The following is a 19,177-nucleotide window of genomic DNA, read 5'->3' as shown; positions in this document are numbered from 1 at the left end:
GTTTCCTCCACTCGCTTGATGCGAGGGTTATGCGAGCGCGGCATCAGCAGGCGATCGCGCCACGCCGTGCGCTAGCGATGCGTCGAACGCCGCAGGAACAACGCCATCGGCGGCAAGCGCCGGTATCAACGCAGCAATTGCCACAGCTATCATGGTATCATCGGGTTCACGGGTCGTCAGGCGCTGCAACGCCAGCGATGGCGCAACCAGGCGCCGCACCCAGCCACGATGGAAGTTTGCCGCCGACAGGCGCAGCAGTTCATACGAAACCGCTGCGATGACCGGCACTAAGATGATGCGCGAGAGCAACCGTTCGCCAAGCGGCAGACCGCTGAAGAGTGCAAAGAACGGGATGCTCAGGACGACGACGACCAGCAGGAAACTTGTGCCACAGCGGGGATGCAACAGCGAGAACGAGCGCACCGATTCGACGGTCAGCGGCGCACCGGCTTCGTAGGCGTTGATCGTCTTGTGCTCGGCGCCGTGGTACCCGAAGGTGCGCTGAATATCGGGCATCCGCCCGATAAGCGTCAGATAGCCGATAAAGATGGCGAGTTGAATAAACCCTTCCGCCATATCGCGCATGAGCGGCGTCGCCCCCAGACGCTCGAGCAGGCTGGCAATCAGCAGCGGCGTGACGAAAAACAACCCGAATGCAAACGCCAGTGATACAATGAGCGTCAGCGTGATCGCGCCCTTCGATGGCGGCTGTTCTTCTTCACCCAGGGCAGCGCTGGCAGAGAAATTGAGTGCGCGAATGCCGAGACTCAACGTGTCCCACAGCATCAGGACGCCACGCAGAAATGGCAGGGTTTCCCACATACGGCGGCGCTCGACATTCAGCGCTTCGTGGCGAAAGACAATCTCGCCTGATGGAGTGCGGACGGCAACGGTCGCCTGGCGCAAGCCGCGCATCATCACCCCTTCAAGAACGGCCTGACCACCATACGAAAATGATTGCTCACTCATTCCTTCGCCCGACCCATCACACCATTCACACCCGGACTTCCGACATCCAACCATTGGCACGTGACTGTCTATTGACGTATGATACCACGGAGCGTAGTGAACGACAATAGCGCGCCGGTACCACCAAACACTGGGTATACCCTCGCAGATGCGCTAGGACGTCTGCTCCTCGTCGCGCCTGGCGAGATACGCCGCAGCGGCGCGCACTCCTGCCATCAGACCAGAGACGCGAATAACCGGCGCAATGGCGCGATCCGCCAGGAATGATGTCGTCCCGCTCACGGTGCTTGTCGTGTCGCGCAGGTTTGCCGCCACGCCGCGCCCCTGTTCCAGCACCTGATCGAGTTTGACCGATACTTCTTCCAGTTTGGGGATCAGCGATGTGCGGGAAACGCGGGTCAGCGTGCGCACCGCATAGACCAGCACCAGCAGCAGGGCAATCGATATCAGCGCCGAAATCATCTGGAACACCGCCAGCACCACAATTGCAATGTCGCGTGAAGCGACACGAAAATCAGGGGACAGATACGCGCCGATAATGAACCCAACGACGATCAGCAGCACAATGGTCAGTCCGATGCCGATCCATTTTCCCACAGCGCATCTCCTTCTTCCAGGCGCGACAGCCACTCGGATGCCGCGGAGCGGCGCTGATTATATCACAGGCGCAATCGTGAGGCAACGATCAGCAGCCCCCACGCGCCAAGCGTCATCTCGAGCACCGGAACGCCGGCGGGTGTGATCAGGTGCAGCGGCAGTCGCACGTCAATCGCCAGTGCTATGAGCGCTCCTCCGGCGGCTGCCAGCCAGAATATCGGTATCTGCACCCAGCGCCGCCCCCAGAGCAGGTGCGCCAGAGCGGCGCTGGCGGTGATGATCAACAGAATGAGCAGCAGGGCTGGCGGCATAGACGACGTGTCTCCATCAGTCGCGCGCAATCCGCCCGCCCCCGAGCACGACCTCGCCGTCGTAGAAGACGATTGCCTGCCCGGGTGTGATGGCGCGCTGCGGATGCTCGAAGCGCACCTCGACCGCTCCCGGCTCGCCGCCGGGTATGACCCGTGCTGGAACTGCATCGGCGTGCGCCCGGATCTGCGCCAGGCAGTCGAATGGCGCATGGGTCCAGCCGCCGCTGACGAAAGTCACCCGTTCGGCGTGCAGCGATGTGCGCCGGAGCGCCGGTTCGGGACCGACGATCACTGCGTTGCGTGCAACGTCGAGTGCAACTACGTACATGGGTTGTCCGGTTGCGATGCCGAGCCCGCGCCGTTGCCCGATGGTGTAGAGCGGCAACCCCTGGTGCCTGCCAACCTCGCGCCCTTCGAGATCGAGGATTGGTCCAGAGTACAATGCATCGGGGCGCTCCTCACGCAGCAGATTGCGGTAGTCGCCGCCAGGGACGAAGCAGATGTCCTGGCTCTCTGGCCGGTTGGCGCTCGCCAGTCCGCGCGCAGCAGCCATGGTGCGAACCTCCGCCTTGGTATACTCGCCGATCGGAAACATGAGCCGCGCCAGGTCCTCCTGACCGAGCATGTAGAGCATGTACGACTGATCCTTCTCCTCATCGACGGCGCGCAACAGGCGATAGATGACGCGCTGCGCGCCGTGTGCCGATAGAGAGGCAGGATCGTCGGCATCTGTCTGATCGGCGCGAGTCCGGGCGTAATGCCCGGTGGCGACGTAGTCGAAGCCGAGGGTGCGCGCACGCGCCAGCAGCGCACGAAACTTGATCTCGCGGTTGCACTCCAGGCACGGGTTGGGCGTGAAGCCGCTGGCGTACTCACGCAGGAAGTACTCGATCACATAGCGCCGGAACTCGCGCTGATAATTGAAGACATAGTAGGGTATGCCGAGTTGCGCGCACACACGCCGGGCGCTCTCGGTCATTTGCTGGGAGCAGCAGAGACTCTCCGCCAGGCGGTCGTCGTCGCCCTCCCACAGATGTAATGTCACGCCGGTAACGTCGTGCCCGGCTTCGTGGAGCAGCGCCGCCGCCAGCGAACTGTCGACGCCGCCGCTCATGGCTACCATGATCTTCGCCATTGGAATACTATCCAGACGCTCAACAAACAGGAAGGTGCGTTCTGTTCGTTGAGCGTGTATATCGCTCACACCCTTTGTTTGATCAACAAAAAGCGGCAAATCGCCGCCCGTTCCTTGTAGTATAGCATATCGTTCGCTGTTCAGGCGGATGCGCTGACGATCGTTTCCAGCACCTGCGTTGCACCGGCTTCCAGGAGCGCCGTGCGCACCGGCGTGATCGTTTCAGGGTCAACCAGCGCGATCATGACGCCGCCCCATCCGCCGCCGGAGAGTTTGGCGCCCGTTGCGCCCGCTCTGCGTGCAGCCGCGACCAGTCGCTCGAGTTCCGGCGACGACACCCGGATCTGCTCCAGCAGATTCTGGTTGCGGATGAGCAGCGGTCCCAACGCTGCGACATCGCCTTCAGCCAGCGCACGGCGCGCCTGATGCACAACATCCGCTACCTGATCGAACAACGCTTCGTACCGCGCCGGATCTTCCTGCCAGCACCGCCGCACCTCGCCGACTGGCAGGCGCGTGGCGCTGCGCACGCCGGTATCGCCGATCAGCAGCGTGAATGGCGCAGCAATTGATAACGGCTCGATCAGGTGCGGTGGCTCGCTGCGCCGCTGGAACCAGATCGCCTGCTCGTAGGCAATCACGGTGTTGTCGATGCCGCTGGGTGTGCCGTGGTAGCGCTGCTCACTCTCATACACCAGCGCCGAAATCTCCGCTGCGCTCAGGTCGCGTCCGAAGACGGCTGCCAGCGCTCGCACGATGGCAGTCGCAATCGCAGCGCCGCTTCCCAGCCCGCTGGCGATGGGGATGTTCGATGTGATGGTGATCTGAATATCCGGCTTCTCCGGCGCCCCAATCTGCCGAAGGGTCGCCAACGTCAGCTCAGAGAGGGGGTCGCCGGGAGCGGCGGTGATCAACCAGCGTCGCCCAAGGTCGGGAGCATCGAAGCGAATGCCGATGCCCGCAGCGCCAGGGGTGACGCTGGCATGCGCGCGAATACCGCTCAGCGGGAGCGCAATCGCTGGCCGACCGTAGACGACGGCGTGCTCGCCGCACAGGATGATTTTGCCGGGAGCGGATGCGTGAGCGTGCATAGAACTGAGAACCGAGAACTGAGAACCAGGGACCGTTAGGGGTTAAGGGTTAGGGGTTAGCTCGCTTGCGTTGACTTCTACCTTCCCCTTCTTGCCTTCTCCACTTTACCTTTCACACGGTTCACATCTTTGCGCCTCTGTGCCTGCCTGCGGCGGGACCCACAGGGGGGCCGCCCTTACGCCGGGCGCCCCTACGCCGCTGTGGGACTGGTACGTTCAACGTTCAACGTTCAACTGTCCAAACCGCCCGTCGTCAGTTCAGTCGCGCCTGTTCGTGCAGGTGGTCGATCAGCGGTTGCGTCACAAGCGGCACGACATCGCCGATCATGTGCGGCATGAGCCGGTTGACGACTTTCGGCATCAGCACCGGCATCTGTTCCGCCATGTAGTCCGGCATCGGGATCATCTCGCCAACCCGCGCCAGCATGGTCGGCATCAGTTTGGGCATCATGAGCGGCAGCAGGCGCGGGAAGAGGATCGGGAAGAGCGGCTTCATCGCTTCGAGCGCGCCGGGAACCCTGCCCATCGCGCGCATCATCCGCCCCATGCCCAGCGGCATGGCGTCGATCATCTCGGGCCACATCGTTGTCATCAACTGCGCGAACCCCTCCGGCGTCATCAGTTTGATCATCGCCTCGAACACTGCCCACTGCGCCCGCACCTCCGGGTTCGGGTCGGGCAACTCGTATCCGAGCGCTTCTGCCGCGAAGTGCGCCAGATCGACAACCTCGACCGGCAGGCGCTTCTTTTCGGCGCTGACCCGCAGCTGGAACTCGCAGCACGGGCAGAGCGCCAGAATCTTCTCTGCGCCCACTTCGAGCGCTTCGTCGATGCGCGTCTTGCCCAGTTCGGCAGCGACGTCCGGCTCTTTGATCAGCGTCAGCACCGATCCGCAGCACTTCCCGCAGTCGCGGTTGCTCGCCATTTCGACGAAATTGATGTTCGGCACGGCTTTGATCAGGTCGCGCGGCGGTTCGTAGACGCCTGACACCCGCCCGATGTGGCACGAGTCGTGCCAGGTGACCGTCACCGGCGCCCGATCGGTCTGTGGGAAAGCGAACTCGCCCGCGTGAATCTTCTCCGCGACGATCTCGGAGTAGTGCTTCGCAGTGATATTGTACTCGATGCCGAGCTTCTTCGCCCACGCCGGGTAGACGTACCGCCACATCATGTCGCATGCCGGGCAGGAGCTGATGACGGTGTCGGCGCCCGCCGCCCTCACGGCAGCAATGTTCTTCTTCATGGTCTCAACGAACAGATCCCAGCGACCGGCGACAAGCATCGGCGTGGCGCAGCAGCTCTCCTTTGGTCCCAGGTAGGTGAAATCGACGCCTGCCGCGTCGAGCAGCCGCACACTGGCGATGCTGATGTCTTGCTCGACATAACTGGCAGTACATCCAGCGAAGTAGATGTTCTTCGAGCGATGGTCAGGCCCGTGCCGTTCCTTCAGGTCTTCGGGGAACCAGGCGTCGCGCTGTTCGCGGTAGCCTGCCCAGATGTTGCCCTGTTCGGTGAGCGCGGCGCTCATCATCTCGAATGGCGGGAAAGTCATCTTCTGTTGTTCGGTGATCAATTGGCCGCGCAGTTTCATCCACGACGCTTCAATCGGCAGGTTGGCGGAGCAACGCAGGTTGCACATTTCACAGGTGGTGCAGGCGATGAAGGTATCCACCATGCGCTGGTTCCATGCTTCGCGCCCTTCCATATATTCGCGCAACCAGAACCACTTGCCGCGCGGACTCTGGCTCTCCCAGCCGCGCCCGTAGAACTGGTCGCATTCGTCGATGCAGTAGCCGCACTGTGAGCAGGCGTAGGCATACCACGCGACATCGGCGGGAATATCGCGCACAGGACCAGCCGGGCGCTCGCCGATGGTCACGGGAGCGGCGTTGCCGAAGCGCCGCACCAGCGGCTCGAAGCGCGACGCCAGATTGATGAATGCGCCAACCAGCCCGCCGCCGAAGACTTTCCCTGGATTCATGATGCCCGCCGGATCGATGCGCGACTTGAAGGCTTTCAGTCTCGCTGCGCGCTCCCTGCCCAGCACCTGTTCCGCCTTGCGCGCAAAGTAGACGCCGGTGGCGTAGGGGCGCCCGCCATGTTTAATGGCGATGTTCATCACCGTGAGCGCCAGCCCGAAGACCAGGTTGTACGAAAGGGAACGTTGATCGGCGGGGATGAAGCCGAGAATGACCACTTCCGGTCCACCATCGACGCCGCGCCGGATGACCACGCCCTCTTTGACGAGCGGTTGTGCGACGAGGCGGCTGTATGCGTCGAGCGTGTCCGCCAGGCGACGCAGCGGTACAATCACTTCCGCCGGAACCAGCGACGGACCCAGGCGCTTGATCGTCATCAATTTGAAGCGCCCGGACCACTCGTGGCGCGCAATCTCATCGCTCAGGATTTCGGCGCCGGTCGCTGCCGCCAGTCCTGGCATGGCGGACTGCACCGCCGCCGCATCAGCATCGCGGAATGCCAGGGTGAGAATGTACGCTTTCGGCAGGATGACGCGGTGCTCGGCGGGATGCCCGTGATGTTCGCGCAGCGGCGCTTCGTTCTTCATTTCCGCCATCTTCGGGTTGATGAAACTCATTGACCAGATCGGCAATCGCCGGTCGATCAGCGCCTGCAAGAACGACTGGAACGCATGCGCGTCCTCCATTGCGAGCGCCAGCGTCTGAATGCCGGTCAGCGGCATCACCCGCAGCGTCACCTGGCTGATCATGCCGGTGATGCCCTCCGCATCGGCGACCAGGTCGAGGTCGGCGTCGCGCAATTCGCGCACCTCGCCCGATGGCAGCACCAGGCGCGCTGCGACCACATTCTCGCTGAAGTAACCGAACTCGTAACTGCCGATGCCCGCGCCGCCCTGCGCGAGCCACCCGCCCACCGTGGACGACGGGTAACTGGTGGGATAGAGGCGCAGGGTCAACCCTTCGCGCTTCAGCACCCGGTCGAGTTGCTCCCAGGTGATGCCCGGCTCGACGGTGACCGTCTGCGCGGCTGCGTCGATGTGCAGCACATTGCGCATCTGGTAGAAATCGACGACCACTCCTTTGCGGACCGGCACGGCGCCGCCGTAGCCGGAGGACGCCTTGCCGCGCGGCGTCAGCGGGACGCCATTCGCCGACGCCCAGCGCGCCAGTTCGATGAGCTCCTCTTCGTTCTGTGGTTGCACCACGGCATCGGGAAGCGTGTCGCCCAGCAATGGGGCGACGAGACCGGGAATGGCGGCAATGTCGTGACCGTAGAGTTTGCGCTCGATGCGGTCGAACGAGACCCGCTCGCCAAACCGGTGGAGGAAGGAAAGATTGTCTGCTTTCATCGCCTGTCTCCCCCGCAACGCTGCGGAGCTGTCAACGCGGACAACAACGTTCAATCCGGACGATCAAGCACGGCCAGGTCGCTGATCGCCCGCAACCGGCTGATCATGGCGGCGCGTTCGCGCCCGATTTCCTCGAAGGTGTGCGCCACTTTCTGCAACCAGACGCCGAGTTGCGCGCGCATCCGTTCATCCAGGATCGTCACCTCGTCCAGCGCTTCGTCGAGGGCGCCGGGATCGACGCCCACATCGCGCGCCAGCCGTTGCGTGTCGAGCGGCGCCTCGTCCACGCGGAACTGACCGGCGATCAGCATCGCCGCCGGGTGGCCGTCCACCTCAATGCGCGCGTGGATATACTTCAGCCCGGCGTGGCAGGTCGCAATCCGGGGGGTGCGGTCGCTCCGCGCCGCAAGCGCGCGCCACGAGGCGCGACAGGCGGCGCTGCCCGTATCGGTGGACTGGATCAATGCACAAAACCCGCATCCATTGCTCACCTGCGTCAACGGCTCGCCGCCGGTGGAGGTGGTGACAGCCCCAACCCGCGCCAGATCGGCGAAGACATCCTGGATTGCCTGCACGCAGTGGAGCGGCAGGGGAGCGGGGGTGAGCGGTTGCGCACTGCGGGGAGCGTCGGCTGGCGTGGAATGCCCTGCCGCAGCGGGTGAAGCGCCCTGGAGCAGTGCCTCGACTTCTCGCCGGTGGAAACGCCACTGCTGCCCGACCTTCACCCCCGCCAGCCGCCCTTCTTTGAGCATGCGATAAACGGTGGTTCGATCCAGTTTCAGCAGGTCCTGTACTTCGCGGGTCGTCAGTAAATCGTTCACGGCTGCGACGTTGCAACAGGTTGCAATGGGATGCAATAGCAATCACGCACAGCATACCAGACGCAGCGCGCCATTCAAGAGTGAATATGACGCGCTGCGGTAGAGGAACGATAACCGGCGGCTATGGGTCCAGGCACGAATGGTCAGTCGGCAAGCAAGCGCGACCCTGCTACGCTGCGCCTGGGCTGGCGACTGAAGTCGCGCCGGGCAGGCGTTCCGCCGGGCGTCCACCTGCGTGGACGCCACCGTTCCCGTCCGCGAAGGCGGACGGTCGGCCGCAGACCCGTCAGGGGCGATTTCAATCGCTGGCAGCTGCACCCGGCGGCTACTCCCACTCGATAGTTGCCGGGGGCTTGGAGGAGATATCGTACACAACGCGGTTGACGCCGGGGACTTCGTTCACGATGCGACTGCTCACGCGCGCCAGCAGTTCAGCGGGGAGGCGCGCCCAATCCGCCGTCATGTAATCTTCGGTCGTCACGGCGCGCAGCGCCACCACATCGGCGTAGGTGCGTCCATCGCCCATCACGCCGACGCTGCGCACCGGCAGCAGCACTGCAAACGCCTGTTGCGTTGCGCGGTATAATCCGGCAATGCGCAATTCTTCCATAAAGATGGCATCGGCGGCGCGCAGCGTTTCGAGGCGCTCGCGCGTGACAGGACCAAGCACGCGCACGGCAAGCCCCGGTCCGGGGAAGGGATGGCGCCAGACCCACTCTTCCGGCAGACCTAGCGCGAGACCGGCGGCGCGCACCTCGTCTTTGAATAGGTAGCGCAGCGGTTCTACCAGGGTCAACTGTATATCGGCGGGCAAACCGCCGACGTTATGATGGGTTTTGATGGTAACGCCCTTCTGACGATCCGGCGCTTTGCTTTCGATCACGTCGGGGTAGAGGGTCCCTTGTGCCAGGAAGCGCGCCCCTTCGATGCGGCGCGCTTCGCGCTCAAAGATGCGCACGAACTTTTCGCCGATGATTTTGCGCTTCTGCTCCGGGTCGGCAACACCGGCAAGCGCGCTGAGAAACTCGTCCGCTGCATCAACGGCGATCAGGGGGATATGAAAATGCTCACGGAATGTGGCGACAACCTGTTCGGCTTCACCCTGGCGCAGCAATCCGTTGTCCACAAACACGCAGGTCAGCCGGTCGCCAATGACGCGGTGGACGATCAGCGCAGCTACCGCCGAGTCGACGCCCCCGGAGAGCGCACAGATCACCCGTCCCTCGCCGACCTGCGCGCGCACGCGCTCGATGGCCTCGGCGACAAAGTTTTCCGGTTGCCAGTCGCCGCGGCAACCGCAGATGCGAAACGCAAAATTGCGCAGCAGGTCGCGCCCGAAACGGGTATGGACGACTTCGGGATGGAACTGAATGCCATACCAGCGGCGCCGGTCGTCCCCGGCGGCGGCGAATGGCGCACCGGGGCTGTGCGCCATTACGCGAAATCCGGGAGGCAGCGCAGCGATATGATCGCCGTGGCTCATCCACACCTGTTGCTGTGCCGGAGTATCGACAAACAGCGGACCGGGATCGACGACGGTGATCTCCGCCGGACCGAACTCACGGCTCTGCATGCCTTCGACGCGCCCGCCGAGCGTGTGCGCCTGCAACTGCATCCCGTAGCAAATGCCGAGCACTGGCAGGTCGCTTTCGAGGAGCCATGGCGGCAACTGCGGCGCACCCGGCTCGTAGACGCTTGCGGGACCGCCGGAAAGAACAATGCCGCGCGGCTGCAACGCCAGCACATCGGCCTCTGGCGCATCGTGCGGCAGCAGTTCGCTGTAGACGCCGAGTTCACGCAGCCGGCGAACGATCAGTTGCGCTGTCTGGGAGCCAAAATCAAGGACTGGTATCGATTCGTGCATAGGATTCAGGTGAAAGGCGCGAGGCGCGAGGCGCGAGGCGCGAGGCGCGAGGCGCCGGACCAACAATGTGCGCCTGACAATCCATCAATTCGCGCATATGCTCAGGTTTCAATTATACCACCACAAAGGAGTGAAGCAATGGAACTCTACCTGCTCCGCCACGCAATTGCAGAAGAGCGCTCGAACGACGGCAGCGACTCGGCGCGCATGCTCACACCGGAGGGCGCCGAGAAGATGCGCATCAGTGCTCGTGGACTACGGCGGCTCGGTGTGGCGCTCGACCGGTTGTTGAGCAGCCCGCTGACTCGCGCCCGTGAAACTGCCGAGATCGTCGGCGCTGCACTGGATGTCGCTCCTGAAACGGTCGGTGCGCTTGCGCCGGGGTGCAATGCAGCGACGCTTCTCGATCTGCTGGCGGATATACCGCGTGCCAGGAGTGTCATGGTCGTCGGTCACGAGCCGGACCTCAGCGGTATGATCGCCGATCTGACCGGGGGCAGCCGGGTGGTGATGAAGAAAGGCGGGCTGGCGCTCGTTGATCTTTCATCGTTCGAACTCAGCGCCGGTTCGCTGCTCTGGGTGTTGCCGCCGCGGGTGCTGCGGGCGCTCGGAAAGTAGGGCGCTGGTTCTAGGGCAGCCAGGCGAGCGGCGAGGTGAAATCGACATTGTCGATCAGGCAGACCGACGGCGCTGTGCCCGGCTGCCACAGCCATACCTCGCCGGGAGACTCGGCGCCGGTCGGATCGAATGGCTCATCCAGCGGCGCATCGGGGCGCCAGCCGAATGGGAGAAGCACCGCCAGGCGCGTTCCGTCCGGCGACCAGGCGGCGCTGGCGGCGCGTGGCAGGCGCGTCGCGGAACCGCCAAGCATCGTCACCGGTCCCTGCGGTAGATCGACGGTGCGCGATCCATCGAGCGCGACGACCTGAACCGACCAGGCATCATAGCCGCCAAAGCCGCGCGCATCGCTGTAGTTGTGCTCAACGACCGCTACCCGCCGCCCATCTGGTGCAAAGCGGACAGGCAGCAACCATCCGGCGCCCTCGGCGAAAGGGCGCCCCTTCCCCTCGAACGATCCCCCGATCTCGCTTAGATTGATGTCTACCTCGACCTGCATCCCGATGTAGCGGTGATACGCGACCGACGCGCCATCAGGCGACCAGGCGGGCGCATAGACCAGCATACCGGCATTGGGTGCAGAAGCGTCGGGACCATCGGCGCGGGCGAAGTTCCAGGCATTCTCGCCGCGCCGGTTGATCAGGCGAATGGCGTTCCCGGCAACCGGCGCGCCACCCGCGATCACCTGGTCGCGTAATGCCGGCGGTGCGCTATAGGCAATGCGGCGGCCATCAGGCGACAGCGCAGGGTCGCAGCCGTTTGCGAGCGCCTGGCGCTGCCCGCTGGCAATATCGAAAACGACGATCTGGCTGGCGCTGCACCACAGCGCCCATTCGGGCCATGTCTGCGGCAGAGGCTCGCTGGCATCGGCAGCGGCAAAGATCAGCGCCGCGCCGTCAGGCGACCAGGAGAGCGATGCTTCAACCGCACGATCATTGGTGATACGCCGCAGATCGCTCCCGTCGCGCTGCACCGTCCACACATCGAACTGCCGTCCCGTCTCACGCACCACGGCAAGCACATTCCCATTGGGGAAGGGGGCGAATTCACGCACCTGGTCCGCAATGAGACGCTCACCGCTGGCATCGAGGCGCCAGAGCGCGCCGCCGCGCAGGAAGAAGATCGCGCCGGTGAATGACGCCTCAGGCGGAACCGGCGTGGGAGAAGCAGGCGCCGGCGCTGCTGTCGGCGGCGGAGGTGCGACCGTGGGTGGCGGGGAGGGGACAGGCGTTGGTTCGGGTTGGCTCGTTGCTGGCGGAGCAGGCGTCGGTTCGGGCAGGCTCGTCGCAGGCGGCATCTCTGGTGTTGGCAACGGAATTGGCGTCGGCGGCGCTGCTGTCGGCGGTTCGGAGGGAGCGGCGGTTGGTGATGGAAATCCCGCGGCAGGGGGCGGTGCGCTGCCACACGATGCCAGGAGCAGCGCGAAGAGAAGCATACAGATTGAGAAACGGCGCATCTGGTGCATGGGGCTGCCTTTGAGACCTGAGATCTGAGACCTGAGACCAATGTGCGGGCATTCGTACAATCCGCCGATGCACATTACCCGGTTCGAACCGCAGACTGAGCGCCTGAACATCTTATACGACTGACCGCCAATTGGTATAAGAACCGAGAACTGATACCACGTGGCGGTTGGTCAGACACGATGATCGCGCGTTCGTTGGGTGAAGCGCAACGGTCAACGCGCCCCGGCAGGCGTGTCGTGGACCGCAGTTGGCATGGGCAACCCCCGTCCGCCCGGCGGCTGAAGCCGCGGGCTACGGTTACAAAGCCTGCCTGCGCGGGCTTCACCGGGCGATGCCAGATTATTCTCTCAAAAACCCTGATTGAGTCCACTGCACAGAGGCTTCACCACCAAGGACCCGAAGCGCACGAAGGGGAAGAACCATGAAGTGCATGTCCTTCGTGTCCCTTGGTGACCTTCGTGGTTCGCTTTGTGCCGTGAAGTCATGATGGTACCAATGCCCGCGTATTCGTATGAGAACCGGAGACCTATCCATGAGCATTGTACCATGGCGGTTGGTTATAGACCAATGAAGCGAATCTGACACAACCTTCATCATGTCCTTCAAAATGGTAATAGACTGGTAAGTAGAGCGACGTATCATTACATTACATGGGATTAGACTGCTGAGATAACACTTGGACTCGAACAATCATGAAATCGACCAGCCGACAGAGTCTCGACCAGCACGCCGACCGATCACGGAGGACGGTTGGCAACACAACACAGCGATCCTCGCGGCGATCATCACAGCCGAAGTTCGTTCTGCAGCCGGTGGTGCTCGACGATACGTCGCCTTCAGCGCAGCATCACCAGCGCCCCGAAGCAGAGGTGACAGAAGCGGAGATTGAAGGCGAAACGATTGTTGCAGATTCATCTCAGCGCGTTTCGGTCGTCACGTCGGATGCAGCGCCCAATGCTGGAAACCGGCGCGGAGCGCGCGAAGGCGTCGATCGGACGCGCACGACGCTGCTTGAGCGTCGGATATCGCAGCCGGGACGTTCAGCCATCATTGGTGCGTTGTTCATCTGCGGCGTGATTGCCATCGCGCTGTTTGTGACCTTACTGCTGACCGGGAGGGCGCCTATCGCCTGAACGCTGATGACCGGGAATGCAGACCGGAAACGGAAGCGTAGCGCAGGCATTGCCGGCAATGTGCAGGACAATGCCCGCGCTACACTTTTTTTGCAAGGAAGGAGGCGCAGAAATTCGAGCAGCCCGCTCAGGTGACTCTCATCAGCGCCGCATGCGGTCGTGGTTGCGATAGTCGCTACGCAGACGAATCCCCGCGATTTGCAGATAGCGTTTCCCGCCGGTCACCAGCCAGTCGGCGATGGTGTGTGCGGCGCTGCCGCTGATGAAACCGAAGAGGAACAGGCGCACCATATCAGGGTTGCGGCGCATCAGGTCGAAGATCCACGCCGACGTCTGCGCATGCAGGTCTGGCATACCAATGCCAATGCGCCCCAGGATCCACGCACCCCAGATGACGATCAGCATGGTGACGATGTAGAAATAGACCAGGCGCAACAGCGGCGCAACGATCAGGCTGTGGCTCCAGAAATGGCGATGCGGAACAATCCACATGTACGGTCGCCATATCCAGAAGAAGATGCCCCAGCGATTATCAATTGCTGAGTCAATGTCAAGGTCGGGTGAGAAGAGGAGACCTGAAATCAGATGAGCGCCGGCGAGAACGGCAGCGCCAGTTGCAGCGTATTCCTGACCGCCAGACTCGAGGAGCACATAGGTCGCCGGCGCCAGGAACGCGCCAGTGGCGAACGTGATCATGTCGTGGGTGCGAGTGTCGGGCATGCGTCGCCTGTGCGGATTCTTCGCTGTTTCTTAACCACAGAGCCACAGAGAACACAGAGGGACATACATCAGTATCTCACGCGCTCCCACATTCAACGTACAACTGCCACTCCTTGCTTGCGACCTCTGTGCCTCTGCGCCTTTGTGTGATGTACAACACACATTGGGGCGCGTGCGCATCGTTTCTGCGCCCGGCGCGCCAGGCAATCCTTACCCTGGATGTGGCCACGCCGGATCGAGGAAACGCTGGATTTCGATCAGGTACCCGTCTGGATCGCGCAGGAAGCAGTGGTAGATGTTGAAGCGGGGGTTGTACTGCGGCGGCTGCTCGACCGTCGCGCCGCGATCCGTCAGATAGCGATGCCACCCATCAACATCCTGCACCGCCAGAGTGAGAATGAGCAAGCCGGGCATTGGGTCGCCAGCGGCGTCGTTGCGCCGACAGACGCCGAGGTAGGCATCGCCGGCAACCCGATAGATGCGGCACGATCCCTGGTCGAGCGCCAGCGGCAGGCCGAGGAGGTCGCCGTAGAACGCGCTGCTGGCGTGCAAGTCGCGCACGTAGATGAATGTGACGAACTGTTCGAATGGTGCTAGTTTCATATCGAAAGGATAGCACGGACATGCGAATCGTGCAAGACGCGATCGCTATTTTGTGCTACAATCATGAACGTTTGACGCCGCGAAAGAACCAGAAAAGGCGATGGACATTCAGGAACAGGCGATCACAGATCTCCTCGCGCAGGCAGAAGGTCAACGCCTGGCATTTGTGCGGGCGAATGTGCGCCTCGCCGACCTGGCGCAGACGCTGGCAGCAATGGCGAATGGCGTCGGCGGAACCGTTGTGATCGGCATGCGTGGGCGACAGGTCGAAGGGGTGGCGGATGCCGACGCTGCGCGCGCGCTGGCGCTCGACGCGGCGCTGGCGTGCTTGCCGCCGCTGGTCCTGCCGCTGCCGACCGTCATCACGCACCATGGCGCAACCTTGCTGATTGTCACCGTCCCTTCAGGATTGCCCCATGTCTACAGTGCTGGCGGAACCTATCTACGGCGGGAAGGCGCTACGAATGCGCCGCTTGCTCCTGATGCGCTGCGGCAGCTCCTGATCGAGCGGGGCGAAACCAGTTGGGACCGGATGACGCCGCCGGATGCGACGCTTGCCGATCTGGACCGGGAAAAGATCGCCGCCTATGCACGACGCGTCGGTCCGATTGCCGAAGCCGATCCAGTGGCGTTTTTGCTGCGGCGCGGCTGCCTGACACAACGCACTGATCCTATCACTGGCAAGCCTGAACTGGCGCCGACCAATGCCGGTCTGCTCCTCTTTGGCGTTGCGGTCGAGCGCTGGTTTCCACAGGTGGAAGTGACCCTGGTGCGCTATCAGGGGCGTGAGATGAGCGATTCATTTCTGCGCGAAGACATCCGCGACACGCTGCCGGAAACGGCGCGCCGCGCCGAGCGCTGGCTGGTGGAACATATGCGCCGTGGCAGTCGCATGGTCGGGCTGGAACGGGAGGACTGGACGCAGTTCCCGCTGGGAGCAGTGCGAGAAGCGCTGATCAATGCGTTGGCGCACCGTGACTACACCATCCGCGGCGACTCTATTCGTGTGTTGTTGTTTAGTGACCGTCTCGAATGTTACTCACCTGGACGGCTGCCAGGGCACGTCACGCTGCAGAATCTGGTCGAAGAGCGTTTCAGCCGGAACGAAACGCTGGTGCAGGCGCTGGCGGACCTGGGGCTGATCGAACGGCTTGGCTATGGCATCGACCGCATGCTGCGGCAAATGGCGGAAGCGGGGCTGCCGCCGCCGGAGTTCCGCGAGACGGCCGCCGGGTTCCTGGTCACGCTCTACGGTCACACCGGCGATGACCGTGCCGATGCCGGCGGCGCCGATGTCGCCGCCTGGCGCCGGATGGGGCTGAACGACCGACAGATTGCCGCGCTGCTCTTTCTGGCAGAGCATCAGCGGATCACGAACCGCGACATGCAGGAGATCGCGCCGGATGTCTCCGCTGAAACGCTGCGCCGTGATCTCGTCGATCTGGTCGAACGCGGCCTGCTGTTGCGCGTCGGCGACAAACGCGGCGCGTACTACATTCTCAAATGACCGCGCAGAATGTCCAACTCGTGGGTCAGCAGCGCACTGAGCCGAACCAGGCGTTCGCGCACATCGGCGATTTCCAGCAACGCCTGACGCTCCGCGAGACTGGCGCGCACCAGGAACATCGATGCCAGCAGCGCCGCCAGATGGCGAGGATCATCGGCAGACTCGAGTTGGGTGCGTAGTTCCTCGTTTGGCGGCAGTGCATCGAGCAATGCCCGGGCGCGTTCACGCGCTTCCTGTGCATGGGCTGTGATGTCCGGGTCATCGGTGTGGTCCGGCAGAGAGCGCACCAGGGCGTGGAGATATGGCTCACGCTGCGTTACTCGTTCGATGGCAACCCGCTCGATCGCCTGCAACGCGATGCGGAGCGTGCCGTCGTGCAGGCGCACCAGGCGGTGCACCCGCGCCGATGCGCCGATGCCGTAGCATTGTTCGGGGTCGTTCTCGCGTTGTACACTCACCGCAATACGACCGCCTGTGGTCACCGCATCATCGACCAGGCGTATCGCTGCCGGACGACTCACCGCCATCGGCACGACGCTGGGAGGGAAGACGACGATGCCGCGCAACACGAGGAGCGGCAGTTCGACGAGCGCATTGTCTGAAGTGTTCGTCACGCGCACTCCCTGGATAGAAACTGGTCCTGGTACTATGATACCAGCAGTTCGACGTGTTGGCACTAAGAGCCTGTCTGAAAAATCGCTGACTGAAGTGCGACCGGATAGGCGAAGGCATTGCCTTCACCTACCCGCACCCGCAATGAAAGCGGGCGGATGGCCACGACTCGCCTGTGGCGTGTGCATCGTGTGTCGGGCATCATATTGTCTGACTGACCGCAAGTTCGTATGACGTGATGCCCGGTGATCTGAAGCAGCGATGGAGGAACGTGTTGGAGTGGTACGAACCCGAGGTGCAGGAACTGGAAAAACTGAATACAACGGCGCCTCCTCCGGCTGGCGCAGTGCTGTTCTACGGCAGTTCGTCGCTCCGTCTCTGGACGACGCTCAGCGAGGATATGGCGCCGTGGCCCGTTGTCAATCAGGCATTCGGCGGATCAACGCTCGCTGCCTGTGTACACTTTTTCGACCGGCTGGTTGTGCCTTGCGCACCGGGATCGATAGTGCTCTACGCTGGTGATAACGACCTCGGCGACGGACGCGCGCCCGACGATGTTGTGCGTTCCCTGCGTGCGATGCTTGCCAGAATCGATGCAACGCTTGGACCGATACCGGTCGCGTATATCTCGATCAAACCCAGCCTCGCGCGCTGGAACCTGCGCGAGAAGATTCTGCGTTTCAACAACGCGGCACGCGCACTTATGGAACAACGCTCATCAGGATATTACGTTGATCTGTATACGTCTATGCTGGACGCCGACGGACGACCGCGCGCTGAATTGTTCGATGCCGATGGATTGCATCTGAGCGCAATGGGCTATCAGGTATGGACGCACATGCTGCGTCCCTATGTTGCCATGCTGGCAGGCGCTCGACAGGAGCAGTGAGCATCTACACAGCCGGACACAATCGAATCTGTACATATTCTTAACGCAGTTCTAACCCTGGTGTAGTACATAGAGCATGACGGCAGAAGAAACTGCATCCCATGTGCGTTCGTTGCCGTCAGGCCGTTTCCGACCCTGTTCCCATGATGCCTACCCTGGTGAAGCAAGCGCACATGCCTTGCGGTGCGCCGGTATCGAGCGAGTGACCACCCGTGCAGCGAGAGTACTATCTGTGGTGGAGTCCCCGTTTGCAGCGGGACATGGAGATGCTGGTCATCGGTCACGCAGGGGCGCGGGTGCTGGTCTTTCCGACCCGCGCCGGACGATTCTACGATTACGAGAACTGGGGGCTGGTCGAGACGCTGCGTTCCTCGATCGAACAGGGATTGCTGCAACTCTACTGCGTCGATAGCGTTGATCGTGAAAGTTTGTACGCCTTTCACCGTCCGCCGCAGGAACGCATTGCGCGTCACGTGCAGTATGAGTCGTACATTCTCAACGAAGTGCTGTCGCTCTCGCGGCAACTCAACCCGAATCCGTTCGTCATCGCCCATGGATGCAGCCTGGGCGCCTATCACGCAGTTAATATCGCCTTTCGCCATCCACATCTGTTTCATAAAGTCGTTGCACTGAGCGGGCGCTATGATCTGACAGTGGCGATCGGGTCGTTTCGTGCGCTGTTTGACGGCTACTACGACGAGACCATCTATTTTCACACCCCCTGCCATTTTATTCCGCGTCTGACCGACTCTGCCATTCTGGCGCATCTGCGACGCATGGAGATCACGCTCGTCATCGGCGAGGAAGACCCGTTCATCTGGACCAACCACGCCCTCAGTGCGGCGCTGTGGGACAAGGATATTCCGCATGCGCTGCATGTCTGGCCAGGCGAAGCGCACCGCATCGAACACTGGCGCGAGATGATCCGGCATTATCTGTAGCCGTGCTATCCAATACCCCACACTGTTCACAGACCTGGGGGAATGGAATCTCATACTCACTTGCGGTCAGTCAGACAAGATGTTCGCGTGTCCGTTGGGCAAGGCGCAACGGTCAACGTGCACCGGCAGGCGTGTTGTGGACCGCAGCTGGCATGAGCAACCCCAGTGTCCGCCCGGCAGCTGAAGCCGCAGGCTACGGTTGCAAAGCCCGCCTGCATGGGCTGTACCGGGCGATGCCGGATGATTTGCTCGAAAACCAGTATGGTCCAAATGACCGCGTACCTGGTCCGCTATCTGCCATGACGCATGCGGGCGGGATGCGTGCGCTCCCGGGGGGGCGAGCAACTTTCTCACGCGAGAGGCGAGAGGTGAGAGGCGAGAGGTGAGAGGCGAGAGGTGAGAGGCGAGAGGTGAGAGGTGAGAGGTGAGAGGTGAGAGGTGAGAGGTGAGAGGTGAGAGGCGAGAGGTGAGAGGCGAGAGGTGAGAGGTGAGAGGTGAGAGGCGAGAGGTGAGAGGCGAGAGGTGAGAGGCGAGAGGTGAGAGGCGAGAGGTGAGAGGCGAGAGGTGAGAGG

17 protein-coding genes are annotated in these 19,177 nt (G+C 62.6%); 5 read left to right on the top strand and 12 right to left on the bottom strand.

Annotation, left to right across the window (positions count from 1 at the left end; all coding sequences use genetic code 11):
• Positions 1–27: 27 nt before the first annotated feature.
• The 8 genes from AC3EA7_RS19995 to guaA form a co-directional block, all read right to left on the bottom strand.
• A complete protein-coding gene (locus AC3EA7_RS19995; protein ID WP_488615840.1) occupies positions 28–969 on the bottom strand; it encodes a DUF1385 domain-containing protein in 942 nt (313 codons plus the stop codon).
• A 153-nt stretch (positions 970–1,122) separates the two neighbouring features.
• Positions 1,123–1,566 carry a hypothetical protein gene (locus AC3EA7_RS19990; RefSeq protein WP_488615839.1) on the bottom strand — a complete coding sequence of 148 codons (444 nt, stop codon included), beginning with the start codon at positions 1,564–1,566 and terminating at the stop codon, positions 1,123–1,125.
• A gap of 62 nt (positions 1,567–1,628) precedes the next feature.
• On the bottom strand, positions 1,629–1,877 hold the full coding sequence (locus AC3EA7_RS19985) for a hypothetical protein (protein WP_488615838.1): 249 nt from the start codon (positions 1,875–1,877) through the stop codon (positions 1,629–1,631).
• A 16-nt stretch (positions 1,878–1,893) separates the two neighbouring features.
• Positions 1,894–3,012, bottom strand: a complete 1,119-nt coding sequence (mnmA, locus tag AC3EA7_RS19980) for a tRNA 2-thiouridine(34) synthase MnmA (protein WP_488615837.1) — start codon at positions 3,010–3,012, stop codon at positions 1,894–1,896.
• A 140-nt stretch (positions 3,013–3,152) separates the two neighbouring features.
• Positions 3,153–4,103, bottom strand: a complete 951-nt coding sequence (mvk, locus tag AC3EA7_RS19975; RefSeq protein WP_488615836.1) for a mevalonate kinase — start codon at positions 4,101–4,103, stop codon at positions 3,153–3,155.
• A 253-nt stretch (positions 4,104–4,356) separates the two neighbouring features.
• Entirely contained in the window at positions 4,357–7,431 is a 3,075-nt protein-coding gene (locus tag AC3EA7_RS19970) for an FAD-binding and (Fe-S)-binding domain-containing protein (RefSeq protein WP_488615835.1), read from the bottom strand.
• 50 nt (positions 7,432–7,481) lie between these two features.
• A complete protein-coding gene (locus AC3EA7_RS19965; protein ID WP_488615834.1) occupies positions 7,482–8,252 on the bottom strand; it encodes a PocR ligand-binding domain-containing protein in 771 nt (256 codons plus the stop codon).
• 325 nt (positions 8,253–8,577) lie between these two features.
• On the bottom strand, positions 8,578–10,116 hold the full coding sequence (guaA, locus tag AC3EA7_RS19960; protein ID WP_488615833.1) for a glutamine-hydrolyzing GMP synthase: 1,539 nt from the start codon (positions 10,114–10,116) through the stop codon (positions 8,578–8,580).
• A 138-nt stretch (positions 10,117–10,254) separates the two neighbouring features.
• Between guaA and sixA the strand changes: the two genes are divergently transcribed.
• A complete protein-coding gene (sixA, locus tag AC3EA7_RS19955; RefSeq protein WP_488615832.1) occupies positions 10,255–10,734 on the top strand; it encodes a phosphohistidine phosphatase SixA in 480 nt (159 codons plus the stop codon).
• Between the two features lie 10 nt (positions 10,735–10,744).
• Here sixA and AC3EA7_RS19950 read toward each other — a convergent pair whose 3' ends face one another.
• Positions 10,745–12,199, bottom strand: a complete 1,455-nt coding sequence (locus AC3EA7_RS19950) for a TolB family protein (RefSeq protein ID WP_488615831.1) — start codon at positions 12,197–12,199, stop codon at positions 10,745–10,747.
• Between the two features lie 693 nt (positions 12,200–12,892).
• On the opposite strand from AC3EA7_RS19950, the gene AC3EA7_RS19945 reads away from it, so the two are divergent.
• Positions 12,893–13,333, top strand: a complete 441-nt coding sequence (locus AC3EA7_RS19945; RefSeq protein ID WP_488615830.1) for a hypothetical protein — start codon at positions 12,893–12,895, stop codon at positions 13,331–13,333.
• A gap of 141 nt (positions 13,334–13,474) precedes the next feature.
• On the opposite strand, the gene AC3EA7_RS19940 is transcribed toward AC3EA7_RS19945, so the two are convergent.
• Both AC3EA7_RS19940 and AC3EA7_RS19935 read right to left on the bottom strand, forming a co-directional pair.
• On the bottom strand, positions 13,475–14,053 hold the full coding sequence (locus AC3EA7_RS19940) for a metal-binding protein (RefSeq protein ID WP_488615829.1): 579 nt from the start codon (positions 14,051–14,053) through the stop codon (positions 13,475–13,477).
• Between the two features lie 210 nt (positions 14,054–14,263).
• Positions 14,264–14,656, bottom strand: a complete 393-nt coding sequence (locus AC3EA7_RS19935; RefSeq protein WP_488615828.1) for a VOC family protein — start codon at positions 14,654–14,656, stop codon at positions 14,264–14,266.
• A gap of 100 nt (positions 14,657–14,756) precedes the next feature.
• Here AC3EA7_RS19935 and AC3EA7_RS19930 point away from each other — a divergent pair, with 100 nt between their 5' ends.
• Positions 14,757–16,163 carry an ATP-binding protein gene (locus tag AC3EA7_RS19930; protein WP_488615827.1) on the top strand — a complete coding sequence of 469 codons (1,407 nt, stop codon included), beginning with the start codon at positions 14,757–14,759 and terminating at the stop codon, positions 16,161–16,163.
• Here AC3EA7_RS19930 and AC3EA7_RS19925 read toward each other — a convergent pair.
• Positions 16,148–16,777: an LON peptidase substrate-binding domain-containing protein gene (locus AC3EA7_RS19925; RefSeq protein WP_488615826.1), complete on the bottom strand. Its 630-nt coding sequence runs from the start codon at positions 16,775–16,777 to the stop codon at positions 16,148–16,150. The two genes, AC3EA7_RS19930 and AC3EA7_RS19925, sit on opposite strands and share 16 nt — an antisense overlap.
• 269 nt (positions 16,778–17,046) lie before the next feature.
• On the opposite strand from AC3EA7_RS19925, the gene AC3EA7_RS19920 reads away from it, so the two are divergent.
• Both AC3EA7_RS19920 and AC3EA7_RS19915 read left to right on the top strand, forming a co-directional pair.
• Positions 17,047–17,664: an SGNH/GDSL hydrolase family protein gene (locus tag AC3EA7_RS19920; RefSeq protein ID WP_488615825.1), complete on the top strand. Its 618-nt coding sequence runs from the start codon at positions 17,047–17,049 to the stop codon at positions 17,662–17,664.
• Positions 17,665–17,912: 248 nt separating this feature from the next.
• Positions 17,913–18,605, top strand: a complete 693-nt coding sequence (locus AC3EA7_RS19915) for an esterase family protein (RefSeq protein WP_488615824.1) — start codon at positions 17,913–17,915, stop codon at positions 18,603–18,605.
• The last annotated feature ends 572 nt before the right edge of the window (positions 18,606–19,177 follow it).

It is taken from the genome of Roseiflexus sp. (assembly GCF_057785375.1).
The sequence above is the reverse complement of the archived record's forward strand: the minus strand, read 5'-3'. Positions and strand labels throughout refer to the sequence as shown.